This is a genomic window from Streptomyces sp. NPDC055099 (assembly GCF_053607685.1).
On record NZ_JBSGUA010000014.1, the window covers coordinates 76,000 to 92,668 of the forward strand.

A 16,669-nucleotide genomic window follows, 5' to 3' on the forward strand; every position below is an offset into this window, starting at 1 on the left:
CCCGAGCAACCCCACACCTCAGGACGCGGGCAGAACCCCGAGCAACCCCACACCTCAGGACGCGGGCAGAACCCCGAGCAACCCCACACCTCAGGACGCGGGCAGAACCCCGAGCAACCCCACACCTCAGGATGCGGGCGAGCCCCGAGCAGCCTTGGGCAGACCTCGGGACGCGGGCCCACCACCCGGCGCAACCGCAGACGTGCCGCAGGCGCAGACGTGCCGCAGGCGCAGACGTGCCGCAGGCGCAGACGTGCCGCAGGCGCAGACGTGCCGCGGCCGGGAAGGGGCAGGCCGGGCCGGGGAATCGCGCTCGCCCCCGTTGCCGGGCGGCGCAGCCCCGCGTCGCGCGCGGCCCGCTCGGCGCCGCGCGCCACGTCCACGCGCCCCGTCGCCGGGCCCCCTGAGCCCGGCCCCCCTGACTCGGCCTCTCCCCCTACCCCCGCCCCGCCAAAAACGCCACGTTCGCCCTGCCGAAGAGTGGGGCGAGGACCAGTTGGGCCGCGCCCTCCGCTACGGCTCGGTCGCCCCCCGAAGCCACCGCGACCGGCACCTCCGTGGCGCCGCCCCGCATCGCGCGCTCGGCGAGGATCGTGCTGACCCCTCGTACGAAGCGGTCCTCGTCGGCCAGGACCGCTCGGCCGCCGAGCAGCACGAGGTCGATGTCGAGCAGGCTGACCAGGTTGCCCGCCCCCACCCCCAGGACCCGCGCCGCCTCGTACAGATCGCCCCGCGCCACCGCCGCCAGGCACAGCGCCTCGACGCAGCCGCGGTCGCCGCACCCGCACCGCGGGCCGTCCAGCTGGATCACCTGGTGGCCGAACTCGCCCGCCCCCGTACGCGCCCCGCGGTAAAGACCGCCGCCCAGCACGAGGCCCGCGCCCAGGCCCGTACCGAGGTGCAGATACGCGAAGGACTCCGCCTCCCCGCCCAGCGCGAGGCCAAGGGCGGCGGCGTTGGTGTCCTTGTCCACGACCACCGGCAGCCCGAGCCGCCCGGCGAACGCGTCCCGCAGCGGAAAGCCGTCCCACGCGGGAAACCCGGTAACGCGGTGCAGCACCCCGGCGGAGTGGTCGAGCGGGCCGGGCAGCGCGACACCGACCCCGAGCAGCCCGACGCCGTGCAGCCCTGCGGCGGGGGGCCCTGCGGCGGGCAGCCCTGCGGCGGGGGGCCCTGCGGCGGGGGGCCCTGCGGCGGGCAGCCCTGCGGCGGGCAGCCCCGCCGCGCCGAGCTGCCCGGCACCGGCCGGAGGCACTTCACCAGCCGGGGGCACCTCACCGGCTACAGGCCCAGGGGCCAGCCCCCGCACCACCTCCTCCACCACTTCCCCCACCACCCCCACCGCCACATCCACCACCGCCTCCGCACCGGCGGCGAAGTCCAGCGGCGCCCGGCGTTCCGCCACCACGTGCCCCGTCAGGTCGGCGAGGACCGCCGTCAGCTCGTCGCGGTCCAGGTGGAGGCCGATCGCGTGGCCCGCGTCCGGGACGAGCCGCAGCAGCGTGCGCGGCTTGCCCCCCGTGGAGGCGCGACGCCCCGCCTCCGCCACGAGCCCCTCCGCACGCAGCCGCGCGGTGATCTTGCTGACGGCCTGCGGCGTGAGGCCCGTACGCTCGGCCAGTTCGAGACGGCTGATGCCGGCCTCGCCCGCCGTGCGCAGCAGGTCGAGCACGAGGGCGGCGTTGTGCCCGCGCAGCGCGGGCAGGTTCACTCCGGCGCCCGCCCTGCGCCCGCTACCGGTGTTCTCGGCCCTCGCATCAGTGCTGTTCACACCCCCATTGTCGTACGCGCTTGCGCTTTGGCAACACCGTTGCTTAAGTGGAAACCATGACAGGCACAGGCACAGGCACAGACACCGCAGGCATCCCAGGCTCCCCGCTACGCGTAGCCCTCATCGGATACGGCCTCGCGGGCTCCGTCTTCCACGCCCCGCTGATCGCCGCGACCGAGGGCCTCGTCCTCGACACGGTCGTCACGTCGAACCCCGAGCGGCAGGCGCAGGCCCGCGCCGAGTTCGGCGACGGGCTGAACTTCGCCGCCTCGGCCGACGACCTGTGGGCCCGCGCGGAGGAGCTCGACCTGGTGGTGATCGCGTCCCCGAACAAGACGCACGTCGCGCTCGCGACCGCCGCCCTCAAGGCGGGCCTCCCGGTCGTCGTGGACAAGCCGATCGCGGGCACCGCCGCCGAGGCCCGCGAGCTCGCGGCACTCGCCGACGACCGCGGCCTGCTCCTCTCCGTCTTCCAGAACCGCCGCTGGGACAACGACTTCCGCACCCTCCAGAAGCTCATCGCCGACGGTGAACTCGGCGACATCTACCGCTTCGAGTCCCGCTTCGAGCGGTGGCGCCCGCAGCCCAAAGGCGGCTGGCGCGAGTCCGGAAACCCCGAAGAGATCGGAGGTCTGCTGTACGACCTCGGGTCCCACGTCGTCGATCAGGCGCTGGTCCTCTTCGGCCCCGCCAAATCCGTGTACGCCGAGTCGGACGTCCGCCGCTCCGGCGCCGAGGCCGACGACGACACGTTCATCGCGATCACCCACGAGAACGGCGTCCGCTCCCACCTGTACGTGAGCGCCACCACCGCCCAGCTCGGCCCCCGCTTCCGCGCGCTCGGCTCGGCGGCGGGCTATGTGAAGTACGGCCTCGACCCGCAGGAAGCAGCCCTGCGCGACGGCAAGCGCCCCTCCGGCGAGGCCAGTTGGGGCGAGGAGCTCGAATGCATGTGGGGCCGCGTCGGCTCCGGCGAGTCCCCGCTGACCGGCGGCGGCGCCCCGGTCAAGACGCTGCCGGGTGACTACCCCGCGTACTACGCGGCCGTGACGGCGGCCCTCCGCGGCACGGGCCGGAACCCTGTCTCCGCTCACGAGGCAGCCTCGGCCCTCGACGTCCTGGAGGCGGCACGCCGCTCGGCCCGCGACGGTGTGACGGTGGTCGTATGACGACGCCCAGCAGCACAACGCCCGCCGCACCTACCGTGGAAGAGCTCGAGGCCCAGGAACTGCGCCTGGTCCTGCCCCACTTCACGTACGAGGACGCGTGGGCGCTCGGCAGCCTCTTGGTCGAGCTGGCCCGGGAGCGCCAGGCCCCGGTGGCCATCGACATCACCCGCGGCGGCCAGCAGCTCTTCCACGCGGCGCTGCCCGGCTCCACCCCGGACAACGACGCCTGGATCGCGCGCAAGCGCCGGGTCGTCGAGCGCTACGGCTGCTCGTCGTTCCTGGTCGGCACGCGTTTTCGCGCCAAGGGGACGACGTTCGAGGAGTCCTCGCGCCTCGACCCGGACGTGTACGCGGCCCATGGCGGCGCGTTCCCCATCGCGGTGCGGGGCGCGGGTGTGATCGGCACGGTGGTGGTCTCGGGCCTTCCGCAGGCGGCGGACCACGCGCTGGTGGTGGAGGCGCTGGAGCGGTTCGCGCCGTAGGGGCGCGGGGAACTGCCGTCGTAAGGGCGCGGGGAACTGCGCGACCAGCCACCACGCACCCGCAGGTGGAGTCGGCGAGGGCCACGCCGACTCCCCCGTTATCTTCTTCGCGGTCCTGCAAGAGGGCCGCTGGCCTCCGGGCCCGGCATGGCTGGTCCCCCCTGTCGAAGCGATGACCTGGGGGGTGGTGCCACCGGGCCCGAGAGGCGCCGTTGGAGACGCTGATGAGAGGTCCGACTACCGCCCGGCCGAGCGCAACGCCCGGCCTCTTGCGGGCGGCAGGTCTGCATAACGTGGATGCGCGCACGACGCCAACGCCCAGGCCAGCACCGCTTACCCCGTTCGGGAGGACGGCTTGAACGAGTACGACAAGATAGGCGTCTTCCTGGGCCTGGATGTCGGGAAGAGTGCTCACCACGGACACGGACTCACCCCGTCCGGCAAGAAGGTCTTCGACAAGCAGTTGCCCAACTCCGAACCGAAGCTGCGGCAGGTCTTCGACAAGCTCCGCGAGAAGTTCGGCACCGTCCTGGTGATCGTGGACCAGCCGGCCTCGATCGGCGCTCTGCCGCTGACGGTGGCCCGCGACACGGGCTGCCAGGTCGCCTACCTGCCGGGCCTTTCGATGCGGCGGATCGCTGACCTCTACCCGGGCGAGGCGAAGACCGACGCCCGTGACGCGGCCGTCATCGCGGACGCCGCCCGCACCATGCCGCACACACTGCGCTCGCTTCAGCTGACCGACGAGATCACCGCCGAGCTCACCGTCCTGGTCGGCTTCGACCAGGACCTGGTGGCCGAGGCCACCCGCACCAGCAATCGGATCCGGGGCCTGCTCACCCAGTTCCACCCGTCCCTGGAACGGGTCCTGGGCCCGCGTCTGGATCACCAGGCGGTCACCTGGCTGCTGGAACGCTACGGATCCCCGGCCGCGCTGCGAAAGGCCGGACGCCGCAGACTGGTTGAGGTAATCCGGCCCAAAGCTCCGCGCATGGCAAAGCGGCTGATCGACGACGTCTTCGAGGCCCTCGACGAGCAGACCGTTGTGGTCCCGGGCACCGGCACCCTGGACGTCGTGATCCCGTCGCTGGCCCGCTCGCTCGGCGCCGTTCACGAACAAAGACGGGCGGCTGAAGCCCAGATCACAGCCCTGCTGGAGGACCACCCTCTTTCCAAGGTCCTGACGTCGCTGCCCGGCGTCGGCGTCAGGACCGCCGCCGCACTGCTGGTCACCGTCGGCGACGGCACCAGCTTCCCCACCGCCGCCCACCTCGCCTCCTACGCCGGCCTCGCCCCGGCCACGAAGTCGTCGGGCACGTCGATCCACGGCGAACACGCACCCAGAGGCGGCAACCGGCAACTCAAACGCGCGATGTTCCTGTCCGCGTTCGCCGCCCTGCACGACCCCGCCTCCCGCACCTACTACGAAAAATGCCGGGCCAGAGGAAAGACCCACACCCAGGCCCTTCTCCGCCTGGCCCGACAACGCATCAACGTGCTGTTCGCGATGCTCCGCGACGGCACCTTCTACGAACCCAGAACCCCACGCCTCGCTTGACGAAAGACATAGAGGCACCCCCCGGGGGCACCAAGATTCCGCCGCGCCCCCGCCGCGCCCCCGCCGCGAAGGGCTACGCCTGCTTCAGCTCCTGCCGCTGCCTGCCAAGCCCCTCGATCTCCAGCTCCACAACATCACCGGCCCGCAGATACGGCTTCGGCTCCGGCTGCCCCATGGCCACGCCCGCCGGCGTACCGGTGTTGATGACATCACCCGGGTACAGGGTCATGAACTGGCTGACGTAGCGCACCACTTCGGCCACCGGGAAGATCTGCTGGGCAGTGGTCCCGTCCTGCTTCAGCTCGCCGTTGACCCAGAGCTTCAGGGACAGCGCCTGCGGGTCGGGCACCTCGTCCTTCGTCACGAGCCACGGGCCCAGCGGGTTGAACGTCTCGCAGTTCTTGCCCTTGTCCCACGTACCGCCGCGCTCGATCTGGAACTCGCGCTCCGACACGTCGTGCGACACCGCGTACCCGGCGACGTGCGCGAGCGCCTCCTCGTCGGACTCCAGGTAGCGCGCGGTGCGCCCGATGACGATCGCGAGCTCGACCTCCCAGTCGGTCTTGACCGACTTGCGCGGCACGAGCACGGTGTCTTCCGGTCCGACCACCGTGTCCGCCGCCTTGAAGAAGATGACGGGTTCGATGGGCGGCGTGGCCCCGGTCTCGGCCGCGTGGTCGTGGTAGTTGAGCCCGATGCACACGACCTTGCCGATCCGGCCCACCGGCGGCCCGACCCGCAGCCCCTGCGCGTCGAGCACGGGCAGCTCACCCGACTCGGCGGCGGAGCGGACCCGGTCAAGGGCGGCGGTGTCGGCGAGCAGCGCTCCGTCGATGTCCGTGACGATCCCCGACAGGTCCCGCAGCGCGCCTTCGGCGTCGAGCAGCGCCGGGCGCTCGGCCCCCGCCGTACCGACTCGCAGCAGCTTCATGGTCAATCTCCCTTTGGTCGAGCGCGCCCACTCACATCGGAGGATTGGAAGATCCTCCAAGGTCGCTGTCCATCCCGCAAGACCCTGTTCACGGACCGGACCGTTACCCGGCGGTAGCCAGCGCTCCGGCGCCGTACGGCATGTCCCGGTAGAGCACGGCGCGCTCGACCGCGCTCCAGGTGGTGCTGGTGACCACGTACAGCGCGGCGGCGAGCGGCACGAAGGCGACGGTGAGCAGGGTCATGAACGACATGAACGGCATGACCTTGGTCATCGCAGTCATCGCCCCCATGCCGGGCATCTGCTGGTCCGCGCCCCCCGCACCACTCTCTGCGGATGCGGCCATCTGCGCCTTGGTACGCCGGAAGTTGAAGGTCGCGACGGCGGCCACGATCGCGAAGAGGCCGAGGTAGACGAGCCCCTGCGCCCCGAAGACCCCGCCGTCGGCGAGCGCGTCGCTCCACCGCCCGCCGAGGGGCGCCTCGAAGAGCTTGTGCTGGAGCAGCGCGTTGGCTTCGCCGCCGATGCTCGCACTGGAGAACAGGTGGTAGAGCAGGAAGAACGCCGGAAGCTGGAACATGCTGGGCAGGCACCCGGAGAGCGGCGAGACCTTCTCGGCCGCGTGCAGTTCGAGCACCGCCTTCTGCAGCTTCTCGGGGTTCTTGGCGTGCTTCTTGCGCAGCGCGGCGATCTGCGGCGAGAGCTTGGCGCGCGCCTTCTGACCGCGGGCCGAGGCCCGCGACAGGGGATGGACGAGGAGTCGTACGCACGCCGTGAAGAGCACGATGGCGGCGGCCGTCGCGGAGGCGTGGAAGAGCGGTTCGAGAAGGTCGGCGAGGGAGCCGACCAGGTCAGCGAACATGGACATGAAGCCGGACAGGAAACCGGACATGGAAAAGCCCTCCGAGGGTCTCGTCGTGCCGAGGAAATGGGGAAGAGCGCAGGTGCTCTTTCGGCGTGACGACCCACGAAGGGAGCTACGGGTGTGCGGTGCTCCCTACGCGGCCGTCATGACGAGACGGCCCGGTGCTCGGGGGCGCCTGCGCCCAGAGGCGTCGGGATCGCGCTGCGGCAGGAACGCCGTGCGCTTCTCGCGGTCGCGGATGGCGGTACGCACCCGGGTGCGGGGCACGGCGGGCGCGCAACGCGCGGCGATCAGGGAGCAGAGGGCGAGCGCGGAGCCCGCGGCGGCGGTCGCGGCGAGCGCGACGGCGGCGGTGAGGCTGCTCGCGTCGAGGAGGACGACCTCGACGAGGAGGAAGAGGAGAAGCCCGGTGGGCCGGAGGGCAGCTTTCCAGCCACGGAAGATGTCCTGCATGGCTTCCCGCCCCCTCTCCGTGGCTCGCGGCTCTCTTCGCTCGCGCCGCTCGTCGTCGACGGCGGCTCGGGTGCCGCCGTGCCGCGTACTGCCCGTTATACAGGATGGGCCGCGACGAGCGGACGGCTGCCAGGATAACGGCCGGGGTCACGGCCGGGGTCACAGTCGGGGTCACGGCCGGGGTCACAGTCGGGGACCACCAGGCACCGATGCAAGAAAATCCCACGCAAGCGGCTACCGCCCCCCACTCAACCGGGACTTTCCCGCAACGCGCGCCACACGCCCCCACCCCCCTGCCTACCGAGGCCGCATGGACTGCAGCTTCCCCCACACGATGAGCCGGTACTTGGACGTGTACTCGGGGGTGCAGGTGGTGAGGGTGATGTAGTACCCGGGAGCGCTGTACCCGTGCCCGGTCTTGACGTCGCTGCGGGGAACCGGGCGGATGACCCCACTATCCCGGGCGGAGGTCTGGCCGAGCGTCCTGTCGACGACGTACGTGTAGACGGCCCGCTCGGTCTCGACGACGAGCTGGTCCCCGCCCCGCAGCCGATCGATGCGCCGGAAGGGCTCACCGTGGGTATTACGGTGCCCGGCGAGCGCGAAGTTCCCGCCCTGCCCGGGCTGGGCGGTGCGCGGGTAGTGCCCGACGTACCCCTTGTTGAGTACGCCACCCTTGCTGATCCCCTCCGCGACGGGCACCCGTATCCCGATGCGGGGAATGCGGAGGACGGCGTAGGCCTGATCCCAGTCGGGGGTGGGGGCGGGTCGCTGGCGGGAGGAAGGGGCTACGCCGGGGTCCGGGGCGTCGGGGTCGGCGGACCCCGACGCCCCGGACCCCGACTGCCCCGCCTCGCCCCCATTACTCGCGTCACCCGCTGACGGCGGGGAGCCCTTCGAAGTCTGCCTCTCCCACTCGCGCTCAAGGGCCTGAACCTGGCGCTCGGCGCCGTCGCGGGCCTGCCGGTTGGTCCACCAGAGCTGATGGGCGACGAGAAGCAGCAACACGAGCCCGCAGGTGACGGCGGCTTCGGCGGCACCCCACACAAGCCGAGCGCCGCGCCCCCGCCGCCGCTGCACCACCACAGGAACCCGATCCAACCGATCCACCCGCTCCCGCACGCCGGCACCTCCCGTCCCCTCCCGTCCCGAGAGGGCGGCAGGCTAAGCCCAAGCCCGCCAACAAGCCATGGCGCCCGCACGGCGAACAGCACGAAAGTGCCGCCAAGCCGATCCACCCTGATCCGCCCTCGCCTGCACGCCAACCCTCCTGCAACGCCCCCACTCGGCAGTACGGTGTCCCGTATGCGCCCCGACACGCCTGCCGACCACATCGCCGAAGCCGAGCGCCTGGAGCGGACCGCCGGCTTGTACCCCGAGGACACCGAGCACCTGCTGCTCCAGGCCGCGGCCCACCTGGAACTGGCGGGCGAACGCGACCGCGCGACCACGCTCTACGACCGCCTGATGGCCCCGGACGCCCCGCACCCCGCGTCGGCCCCGACCCTCATCCGCGCCCTGAAGGCCTCGAACCTCTGGGAGTACGGACACGAGGCGGAGGCAAGGGCGATCATCGACGGAGTCCGGGCGGCGACACCCCGCGATCCGGCCCCCTGGGTGATCGTGGCGGAGTCGCTGGAGGCCCACGACGAGCTGACCCAAGCGCAGGAAACCTTCACCCAGGCACTGGAACTCCTGCTGGGCACCTCGTCGACCCCGTCCTACGACCAGCGCCCGCTGCTGTTCGGCCGCCACAGGGTGCGCCGCCTGCTGGGCGCGGAGCACGATGTATGGGACGCGCTGGCGGACGAGGTCTCTTCCTCCCCCGTCCCCTTGGACGAACTGCACGACCCGAAGCGAATCTGGTCCTTGGGCTCGGACAACCCGGCGGAACTCCGCGCGGAAATCTCCCGTATCCAGGCGGAATTGGGCTCATACAGGGAGGCGCTCTCCCGCCCGTTCCCGGTAGCGGTCCTGCACTGGCCGGCGACGGAACTGACGGAACTCCTGACGGCGTACCCGTCCCTGGAATCGGAATACCCGTCCCACGAGGCCCACTTGTCGACGATAGAGGAGTCACTGCGCGAGCTGTCGGCCTCCGGCACCCCGAACCTGGGCATCGTGACAGGCACGGTCCCGTCCTACGAAGCATTCGCAGCCTCAGAGGGCACAAACCCCACGGACGCATCGCTGCTCCCCCAGTACGCGACGACGCTGGCGGCACGGGGGCGAGCTGTGGGGTGGCCGCCGGAGGCGGGGGCGGCTTGTTGGTGCGGGTCGGGGCGTAGCTATGGGGAGTGCCACGGGGGGACTAGGCCCTAGCCCAACGTCTCGGGACTACGCACTCCAGTATTTTCCCGTAGCCCGCCATCAGTCCCAGCAGAGTACGGAAGTACTGGCCACAGGACTCAGCCCGAATTGATCACGAGCAGAGGGACATGGACGAGCACGCAAACAGGGGATACCGATCATTGGAGGTCTGCGCTGGTGCGGGTGGGTTGACGCTCGGTCTGGAACGGGCGGGTTTCAGCCCTCTCGCGCTTCTCGACACCAAAGTGGACGCCTGCCGAACCCTGCTGCTCAACCGGCCTCACTGGTGCGTTCTGAACGAGGACTTCACAGAATTCCTTCCCCAGGACCGGCCCGACCTCTTCCACCCGGACACGAAGATCCATCTCCTCGCGGCAGGCCTGCCTCGACTTCGATCCGCCGCGACTGTGCTGCGCAAAGAATCCGGGCACGAGTCCTTTCTACTGCAGGCCGCCGTATGGCTGGCCCAGGCAATACTCCCCCGGGCATTCGTTATCGAGAACATTCCGGATCTGGCTGAATCATCCACGTACGCAACCACGCGTCAGTGGGTCGAAGAGAGCCTGAATGAAGTGGGATACTCCGTCGACTGGACGGTACTGGATGCTCAGAAGTTCGGTGTGCCCCAAGTTCGACGACAAGCCTTCATGGTGGCCATGGCCCCGGATGACCTCCGTCACTTCGCATGGCCTGCTCCCCTCACATCAACTGCTCTCACAGTCGCCGAGACGCTGTACCCGTCGATGACGCAACGCGGCTGGCCGGGCGCCTGCCGGTGGGCTTCCAAAGCCGATGGGCCAGCACCAACAATCGTCGGTGGTTCGGACAACCGAGGAGGTGCCGACCTCGGCCCTTCAGGCTCCAAGAACAAGTGGGCCCGTATGGGCGTGAACGGGGGCAGCATCGGGGACGACACGCCTGGGCGCGACGATCCCGCGGATCTGACGCCGAAACTCACGGTAAGTCAGGTCGCACTACTCCAAGGCTTCCCGTCCGACTGGACCCTCTCCGGCCGAAAGACCTCGGCCTACCGGCAGATCGGCAACTCCTCGCCGCCCCCCGTGGGGGAAGCTGTGGGGCGACAGATCGTCGAGGTCCTTTCCCGGGAGCGGCAGCACCCGTGAACCGTCCCGAACCGTCCTCGCCAAGCGTGTCCGCCCGAATGAGCAAGCAGCGCAATCGCGACACCGCCGTCGAACTGGCCGTGCGCCGGCTCCTCTTCGCCCAGGGGTTCCGGTACCGCGTGAACCTGCCAGTTCCGGGCGCACGACGGCGCACCATCGACATCGCGTTCACCAAGCAGCAGGTGGCTGTCTTCCTCGACGGCTGCTTCTGGCACGGTTGCCCCGACCATGCCACCTACCCCAAGGTGAACGCCGCGTGGTGGGCCGAGAAGCTCAGCCGGAACGTACGCCGCGACGCGGAGACCAATCGCGCCCTCGAAGCCGAAGGATGGGTCGTCCTGCGCTTCTGGGAGCACGAGGACCCCTCGACCGTCGCTCGCGAGGTCGCGAACCACCTGCGCGACCACGGATCAGCGACAGGGAACCCAGCACCCTCATAAGCTGGCTACACTCACACCCATGACCTCGGAGAACCAACAACCCTTCAGAATCATCGACCTGTTCTCCGGGTGCGGTGGATTTACACAGGGATTCTTCGAGATCTCCAAAATGATCGAATCGGAGAGCGGATTCCACGCGTTCTCACCCGTGGCGAGCGTGGAGATCGATGCCGCCGCCGCATTCACTTACATGACGAACTTCGAAGACTGGGCATCGAGCACAAGAAAGCTGCACCACGGCCTTCCTGAACATCAGTTCTTCCACGGCGACATTGCGGAATGGGTCAGGTTGAAGACTGTCCCGAAGGCTGACGTCATCCTCGGCGGCCCGCCTTGCCAGGGGTTTTCCGGGCTCGGGAAGGGTGACCCCGATGACACCCGCAACACCCTTTGGGAGCAGTACTTCGAAGTAGTGAAGCAGGCGGAACCCCGCGTATTCATCATCGAGAACGTGGATCGATTCAATTCAAGCAATCAGATCAGCGAACTTAAAAAGGCGTTCAAGCGGATCGGGTACACCCTTGACGAGCCTCGGATCCTGAATGCGGCGGACTACGGCGCAGCCCAGCTCCGCATGCGCACCATTATCATCGGCGTGCGAGGAAAAGGCCGCCACATCGGATACCCCAAGGGCGACTACTACGACCCGCGAAAGGGTGAGGGGCTATTCCCTCCACCCGGCAGACGTCTTAAATGGCGCACTCTGCACGATTGCCTGAAAGAGGAAGGCAAGGTTCCGTCGAAGGTGAAGGGGACGGACCTCCCGCTCAAACTCGCTGGAGGGCGTGGCGAAGCTCTGGTTCGTACGTCTCGGAAGGTGCCTCACCTCGGCGTGCTGACCGACGAAAAAGTACAGACGCTGCGCGAAAATATTCCCGGACCGTTCACCAGCGTACAAATGCATATCGGTCGGACTCCGACGGATCTGTCGCTCGCCCGCTATCGCGCCATCAAGCCGGGGCGAAATCGAAAAGATCTACTCGCGGCAGATATTGCGAACGCCGGAACCAACGCGATGCGCCTATCGACCGACAGCTGGGACAAACACATCAGTGGATCCGGGGATGTCATGGGTCGCCTAGAATGGCACAAGCCGTCCGTGACAATTCGCACGGAATTCTACAAGCCGGAGAAGGGGCGGTACCTGCACCCCCAGCAGCACCGCCCTCTCACCCATTACGAGGCAGCACTAATTCAGGGGTTCCCCAGAGAGTTCCTGTGGTGCGGAAGTAAAATTCAGATCGGTCGCCAGATCGGCAACGCGGTCCCGGTGCCGCTGGCCAGGGCGCTTGCCAGGCATGTATACGAGGCGCTGCTCGCCGGCGCCGGCCTCGATGAGGGCCGACGCCAGAATTGAGCCCGACCACGTCTAGTGTTCCTCGCCGTCCTCCGCGAGCCTCCTACCACGAATCTGCGCACTGCGGAACAGCTCCTGAAAGAGCGGTAAAAGCGTGATCGTGGACATGTACGGCACGGAGCCGTCGTCAGGGCCCTGAGGCAATACGTCATGAGGCACGGGTGGTGCGGAGTCGAGTTCGTCGATCCACTGTCGACGGGCTCGTGCGTCCAGCGGTTCATCCTGAGCGACGAGTTCGAACTGGACAGTGCTCCCCGCCGCATTCACTGCCTTGATGAGGCCGTTGGCGGCTCGTGTGCTGTCGACCGTTCCGTCACGGAGCATCCGAATCATGGTCTGTGTCGTTGGCCGGTGAAGAAAGACCTCCAACCGCAAGGCGGAGTTGAACATCTCCTGGTTACCTCCGGCCGTCACCACCGGTTTGTAGTCAGCCCCATCTCTGAAGGTCTCCGCCGCCCACCACAACCGAGCGAATGCCTGCACGTGGTACGGCCCCACGAACCGCCGTGGGTTCACGGAGGGCTTGGGGTTCTTATCCGTGGGGTTACCGAGCCAGCGCCACAGAACGTAATCCGGCGCGATGCGAAGGGCCAAGTGGTTCCAGAGCTCCCTCTTACCGGCCTCGCGCCGGGTGAGGCGCAATACCGCGTGAAGTCTCGGCGCCAGCCACGCGTCGGAGCTCGCCGCGTTCTCCCTGTCGAAGCGCTGCATCGCGGTGTCGAAGAGCTCCCGCACGGGGGATGCGTGCCAGCGGGTCGGTCCCCCGTCCATCGGTGTGGCTAGACGATCCAGCTTCCGGGACGGAAACGCTGCGGTGCCGCGGAGCGCCTCTGCCTTCAACTCGCGCAGAGCGGCCGCGTCTGGGAGCTGCGCCAACATGCCGGGGATGTCCACACCTGCCTGATACACGGACGCCATGCTCATTTCGCTCGCCCCTTCTTCACTTCACGCAGCGCCTGGCCCAGCGACCGTGCGACCTTCGCCTGGCGCCCGGCCGCATGCAGCACACGTGCGTGCAGGTCCGTGCTGTCGCCCCCGATGCGTCGCTCGACGAGATCGAGCAGCGCATCATCGGGGGAGCGCTCGGGATATACATCGGGGAGCATGTTCCTCAGAACGGCGTCTCTCCATCCTCCGGGCCACTGAGGCTCGCCGTCCTCGACCGTGACCGAACAGCAAGCCGTGTTGAACAGCGTGATCCACATGTCGGTACCGAGCTTGGCACCGACGACTTTCTGGAGAGCCGCCTCGGCGGGCGTGACGCCCCCTGATGCCCGGAGCAGCTGAGCGACTCCCTCAACTGCTGTATTGATGTACAGCGTTGGGGTCTCACCGAGACACTCGATTGTCCACTCGTCCTGCCGAAACGCATGCAGATGGGCCTGGTCGGGGTCGGTGAAGTCGACCTCGACGGTCCTGATGTCCTGCTTCCGGGTCGGAGTCTCCGCATCGAGATCGACGACCCACGGCTCCTCCGGAGCCCCTACCATCCGGCCCGCTACGCCGTCGACTGTCGCGACGACCACTCCCGAGAGCTCCATGCGCCCGAGGTGTTCGTCGCGCACGAGGCGGACGTCACCCACCCAGACCCCGGCCGACTCTCTGCGGAGCTGTGTCATCGAACGCGCATGGGAGTTCCGGTTGCTGATCACGACGGCGGCGTTGATGTCCGACCAGCCTCTGGCTCCCGCGTCCGCGACCTCCGGAACTTTCATCCTCACCGAGAGGCGGGCCACCTCCCAATCGGCAAATCCGACGCGATGGAGCGCCACCATGCGCTCCTGACCGTCGATGAGCTCCAAGGACAGCGGCTCCTGATCGACGCGGCCCTCACGCACCTCCAACGTGATCTCGCCGTCCGAGCGGCGCAGAGTCGGGTAGGGAACCAACTGCTTCACTGCGTCTGCTCCTTGGCCCGCTGTACGTCGACTTCGATTCGCGCCAGGTGGCCGGCCACGGGATGGTCTCCCACATCTGTGATGCCGCGGAATTCGGCGCGGCGCGCCCCGGCCCGGATGCGCAACACCCCCTCGGATGTCACTTCGCAGTTGCTCACCGAGATGAGTCGATCCCATCGGACTGTGGGCTTCGGACCGGACCTCGTGACGAAGCGCAGCACAGGTACCAAGGCCCAGGGGTCTTCACGTTGCGGCAGACCAACCTCGACGGTGACATCCCATGCGCCATCCTCGTTCAGTTGCCCGTGCAGATCGTCAACTGTCGGGAACGCCCTGCTGTTTCGCGGTGGCCCCTTGGGTGCCTCGATGCGCAGAATGTCACGCAGAACGGGCGGGAGTGCTTCGCCCTCCGCCGACCCGGCCTGTGGCGCCGTCGCGGCGAGCACGGCTTCGCGCATTCCCCTGCGAAAATCCGTGATGCTCTTCACCGCCCCCCTGGAATAGGTGGTCACCAGGTCCTCGGTGCGCTTCCATGCGTTGTGGTCCGGAGGCTCGGCAGTGCGCAGGAACCGTTCCGCCGCTCTCGCTCCGGCGCTATCGCGACCCGCAGCGCGGCCGGCCAGGACAACGGCCTGATAGGGATGGCCGCCGAGTGGCGGATTGATGGTCTGACTCATGACAACCATGCGACTTCCGCGCATGCAGACCAGCTGGTTCGGATTCTTCTCATCGTCCTCCGCCGGCGTGAGGAGCATCACCGCCCGGTGCTCCACCGCTGTGGATTCCTCAGCGCTCGACGGTTCTCTCAACGCCGGTACTTTCAGGGGAATCTCGCGCACGATCACGGAATTCCGGGAGGTCAGCCTGTCGTCCGTGGCTCCCTGGAGGTAAGCCCTGAGCGCCCGGGCCCGCGAGGGCTCATATTCCTCGGGCTTCACCTCGGTCTCAGGAATCACCTCCACGCCATTGCGCAGAGCCACAACGGACGCCTTGAGCAGAGGGTGTCCGTCAGGAGTGGCGACCAGGGAGGCCCAGAAGTTCCTCCCCAGCCCCCGTAGCAGGCTCTGGTGCATCGATTCGAGGTCAGCGTCTTCCTCGACGCCTTCGTGGGCCGCCACCACGAGGAATGAGGTCCCCGGTTCGTCGCCGTCACGCGTGAGGTGAAGGTCCTCAACTGTCGCGCTGTCGGCGAACCAAGATCGTGTGGCGTCGCCCCGCGCGGGGTCGGGCATGCCGAACCAGGCAGGGCCGGCGAAGGGAACGTGGCTCAGCTCGTGCCACGGAAGATCGGCACGGCCGATGACACGACGCTCACTCCGGCCGCTCAACGGTTCGGAGAGCGTGCTGTTGATCAGCACAATTCCGAGTTTGCTCGCGGACCAGAGTGTCGCCTTTCCAAGTCCGTACGAACCACCCGCTCCTGTAGACGACTTGTGACTGTCCAGTTGCCGGCGCACTACCGCCGCGAAGCGACCGTCCCCATAGTCGTCACCGGTCAGCCCACGGGCATTAAAGTCATCGATCCTCAGGAGAATGAGTCGACCGTTCTCCTGTTCCATCTCCTTCAAGCCACTTTTCAAGACGCGGGCCGTTTTCTGGTTGCTGCCCGCAACAGACTCGTAGTGACGACGCAGTGATTCCCACTGGATAGCCGATTTAAAGCGATCCAGCCTCTCTCCGGAGATCTCGTGGAGTACATGGCGCACGCGGACCGTCCCGTCCGCGCCCACGAGCGCCTCGTCGAGACTGTTCTGCGTCGTCTCACGGGCGAGGACACCCAGGTCGGCATCAAAGGCGAATGCCGCGGCGTTTCCGTATTCTCGACCGCCATCCTGGTGCGCGGGGCGGTGATACCAAGTCGGAGCGACCGAGGAGCGCCTCTGCCCGATGAGTACGTCGTCCCGCTCCGTGCCTACTTCCGGCGTCTTAATGTCTGTACCGGCACCAATTGCAACCTCAATCCGCCGCAGAGTATCGGCGCGCGGGGTGACCCTTCCCGACACCCATGTGGAGACGGCGGCTCGTGTGACACCGACCTGTTCCGCCAACTCGCTCTGCGTCATACCACGGCGCTTCAAATGCCGCCCCAGCCACTGTCCGTACTCCTCGGCCACCTCAGCCCCTCGCTGCTCGCGTCGCGCGTACGTACTGTCACGGACCAGGCTAGCAACGGAATTTGACAGTTCTGGCAGAAGATTTGACAAGGAATGGGGGGGGGGGGGGGGCCCCCGCGCGCCCGCGGGGCCGGAGCCGCGGCGGGCGCCGGGTGGCGAGAGCCACACACACCACACAGACGACGGAGACACACACC

The 16,669-nt window shown here is 68.3% G+C and carries 15 protein-coding genes; 7 read left to right on the forward strand and 8 right to left on the reverse strand.

Features of this window, described 5'->3' with window-relative positions; genetic code table 11:
• Positions 1 to 436: 436 nt before the first annotated feature.
• Positions 437 to 1,771, reverse strand: a complete 1,335-nt coding sequence (locus ACWFRU_RS30050) for an ROK family transcriptional regulator (protein ID WP_453691254.1) — start codon at positions 1,769 to 1,771, stop codon at positions 437 to 439.
• A 56-nt stretch (positions 1,772 to 1,827) separates the two neighbouring features.
• Between ACWFRU_RS30050 and ACWFRU_RS30055 the strand changes: the two genes are divergently transcribed.
• From ACWFRU_RS30055 to ACWFRU_RS30065, 3 genes are all read left to right on the forward strand, one after another.
• Positions 1,828 to 2,940 carry a Gfo/Idh/MocA family protein gene (locus ACWFRU_RS30055; protein ID WP_453691255.1) on the forward strand — a complete coding sequence of 371 codons (1,113 nt, stop codon included), beginning with the start codon at positions 1,828 to 1,830 and terminating at the stop codon, positions 2,938 to 2,940.
• A complete protein-coding gene (locus ACWFRU_RS30060; protein WP_453691256.1) occupies positions 2,937 to 3,422 on the forward strand; it encodes a heme-degrading domain-containing protein in 486 nt (161 codons plus the stop codon). Before ACWFRU_RS30055 ends, ACWFRU_RS30060 begins: the two co-directional genes overlap by 4 nt.
• A gap of 355 nt (positions 3,423 to 3,777) precedes the next feature.
• Positions 3,778 to 4,980 carry an IS110 family transposase gene (locus tag ACWFRU_RS30065; RefSeq protein ID WP_453691257.1) on the forward strand — a complete coding sequence of 401 codons (1,203 nt, stop codon included), beginning with the start codon at positions 3,778 to 3,780 and terminating at the stop codon, positions 4,978 to 4,980.
• A 73-nt stretch (positions 4,981 to 5,053) separates the two neighbouring features.
• Here ACWFRU_RS30065 and ACWFRU_RS30070 read toward each other — a convergent pair whose 3' ends face one another.
• From ACWFRU_RS30070 to ACWFRU_RS30085, 4 genes are all read right to left on the reverse strand, one after another.
• Positions 5,054 to 5,911: a fumarylacetoacetate hydrolase family protein gene (locus tag ACWFRU_RS30070; protein WP_453691258.1), complete on the reverse strand. Its 858-nt coding sequence runs from the start codon at positions 5,909 to 5,911 to the stop codon at positions 5,054 to 5,056.
• A 103-nt stretch (positions 5,912 to 6,014) separates the two neighbouring features.
• Entirely contained in the window at positions 6,015 to 6,791 is a 777-nt protein-coding gene (locus ACWFRU_RS30075; RefSeq protein ID WP_453691402.1) for a YidC/Oxa1 family membrane protein insertase, read from the reverse strand.
• Between the two features lie 117 nt (positions 6,792 to 6,908).
• On the reverse strand, positions 6,909 to 7,229 hold the full coding sequence (locus ACWFRU_RS30080; RefSeq protein WP_453691259.1) for a DUF6412 domain-containing protein: 321 nt from the start codon (positions 7,227 to 7,229) through the stop codon (positions 6,909 to 6,911).
• A gap of 297 nt (positions 7,230 to 7,526) precedes the next feature.
• Positions 7,527 to 8,330 carry a class E sortase gene (locus ACWFRU_RS30085; RefSeq protein WP_453691260.1) on the reverse strand — a complete coding sequence of 268 codons (804 nt, stop codon included), beginning with the start codon at positions 8,328 to 8,330 and terminating at the stop codon, positions 7,527 to 7,529.
• A gap of 204 nt (positions 8,331 to 8,534) precedes the next feature.
• On the opposite strand from ACWFRU_RS30085, the gene ACWFRU_RS30090 reads away from it, so the two are divergent.
• The 4 genes from ACWFRU_RS30090 to ACWFRU_RS30105 all read left to right on the forward strand — a co-directional run bounded on the left by ACWFRU_RS30090 (position 8,535) and on the right by ACWFRU_RS30105 (position 12,460).
• Positions 8,535 to 9,551, forward strand: coding sequence for an SEC-C metal-binding domain-containing protein (locus tag ACWFRU_RS30090; RefSeq protein WP_453691261.1), 1,017 nt, complete (start codon positions 8,535 to 8,537; stop codon positions 9,549 to 9,551).
• 116 nt (positions 9,552 to 9,667) lie between these two features.
• Positions 9,668 to 10,663 carry a DNA cytosine methyltransferase gene (locus ACWFRU_RS30095; RefSeq protein ID WP_453691262.1) on the forward strand — a complete coding sequence of 332 codons (996 nt, stop codon included), beginning with the start codon at positions 9,668 to 9,670 and terminating at the stop codon, positions 10,661 to 10,663.
• 38 nt (positions 10,664 to 10,701) lie between these two features.
• Positions 10,702 to 11,103: a very short patch repair endonuclease gene (locus tag ACWFRU_RS30100; RefSeq protein ID WP_453691263.1), complete on the forward strand. Its 402-nt coding sequence runs from the start codon at positions 10,702 to 10,704 to the stop codon at positions 11,101 to 11,103.
• Positions 11,104 to 11,122: 19 nt separating this feature from the next.
• Positions 11,123 to 12,460: a DNA cytosine methyltransferase gene (locus tag ACWFRU_RS30105; protein ID WP_453691264.1), complete on the forward strand. Its 1,338-nt coding sequence runs from the start codon at positions 11,123 to 11,125 to the stop codon at positions 12,458 to 12,460.
• Positions 12,461 to 12,472: 12 nt separating this feature from the next.
• Here the strand turns inward: ACWFRU_RS30105 and ACWFRU_RS30110 are convergent, their stop codons facing one another.
• From ACWFRU_RS30110 to ACWFRU_RS30120, 3 genes are read right to left on the reverse strand one after another with little or no spacing between them, the layout of a single operon-like run.
• Positions 12,473 to 13,384: a DUF6339 family protein gene (locus ACWFRU_RS30110; protein WP_453691265.1), complete on the reverse strand. Its 912-nt coding sequence runs from the start codon at positions 13,382 to 13,384 to the stop codon at positions 12,473 to 12,475.
• Positions 13,381 to 14,358, reverse strand: coding sequence for a hypothetical protein (locus tag ACWFRU_RS30115; RefSeq protein WP_453691266.1), 978 nt, complete (start codon positions 14,356 to 14,358; stop codon positions 13,381 to 13,383). The genes ACWFRU_RS30110 and ACWFRU_RS30115 overlap by 4 nt, the downstream gene beginning before the upstream one ends.
• A complete protein-coding gene (locus ACWFRU_RS30120; RefSeq protein ID WP_453691267.1) occupies positions 14,355 to 16,472 on the reverse strand; it encodes a helix-turn-helix transcriptional regulator in 2,118 nt (705 codons plus the stop codon). Before ACWFRU_RS30120 ends, ACWFRU_RS30115 begins: the two co-directional genes overlap by 4 nt.
• Positions 16,473 to 16,669 lie beyond the last annotated feature (197 nt).

Coding starts and splice junctions, on each gene's coding strand:
- ACWFRU_RS30090 (WP_453691261.1), top strand. CDS start 8,535: ATGCGCCCCGACACGCCTGCCGACCACATCGCCGAAGCCGAGCGCCTG.
- ACWFRU_RS30080 (WP_453691259.1), bottom strand. CDS start 7,229: ATGCAGGACATCTTCCGTGGCTGGAAAGCTGCCCTCCGGCCCACCGGG.
- ACWFRU_RS30055 (WP_453691255.1), top strand. CDS start 1,828: ATGACAGGCACAGGCACAGGCACAGACACCGCAGGCATCCCAGGCTCC.
- ACWFRU_RS30060 (WP_453691256.1), top strand. CDS start 2,937: ATGACGACGCCCAGCAGCACAACGCCCGCCGCACCTACCGTGGAAGAG.
- ACWFRU_RS30110 (WP_453691265.1), bottom strand. CDS start 13,384: ATGAGCATGGCGTCCGTGTATCAGGCAGGTGTGGACATCCCCGGCATG.
- ACWFRU_RS30100 (WP_453691263.1), top strand. CDS start 10,702: ATGAGCAAGCAGCGCAATCGCGACACCGCCGTCGAACTGGCCGTGCGC.
- ACWFRU_RS30070 (WP_453691258.1), bottom strand. CDS start 5,911: ATGAAGCTGCTGCGAGTCGGTACGGCGGGGGCCGAGCGCCCGGCGCTG.
- ACWFRU_RS30095 (WP_453691262.1), top strand. CDS start 9,668: ATGGACGAGCACGCAAACAGGGGATACCGATCATTGGAGGTCTGCGCT.
- ACWFRU_RS30105 (WP_453691264.1), top strand. CDS start 11,123: ATGACCTCGGAGAACCAACAACCCTTCAGAATCATCGACCTGTTCTCC.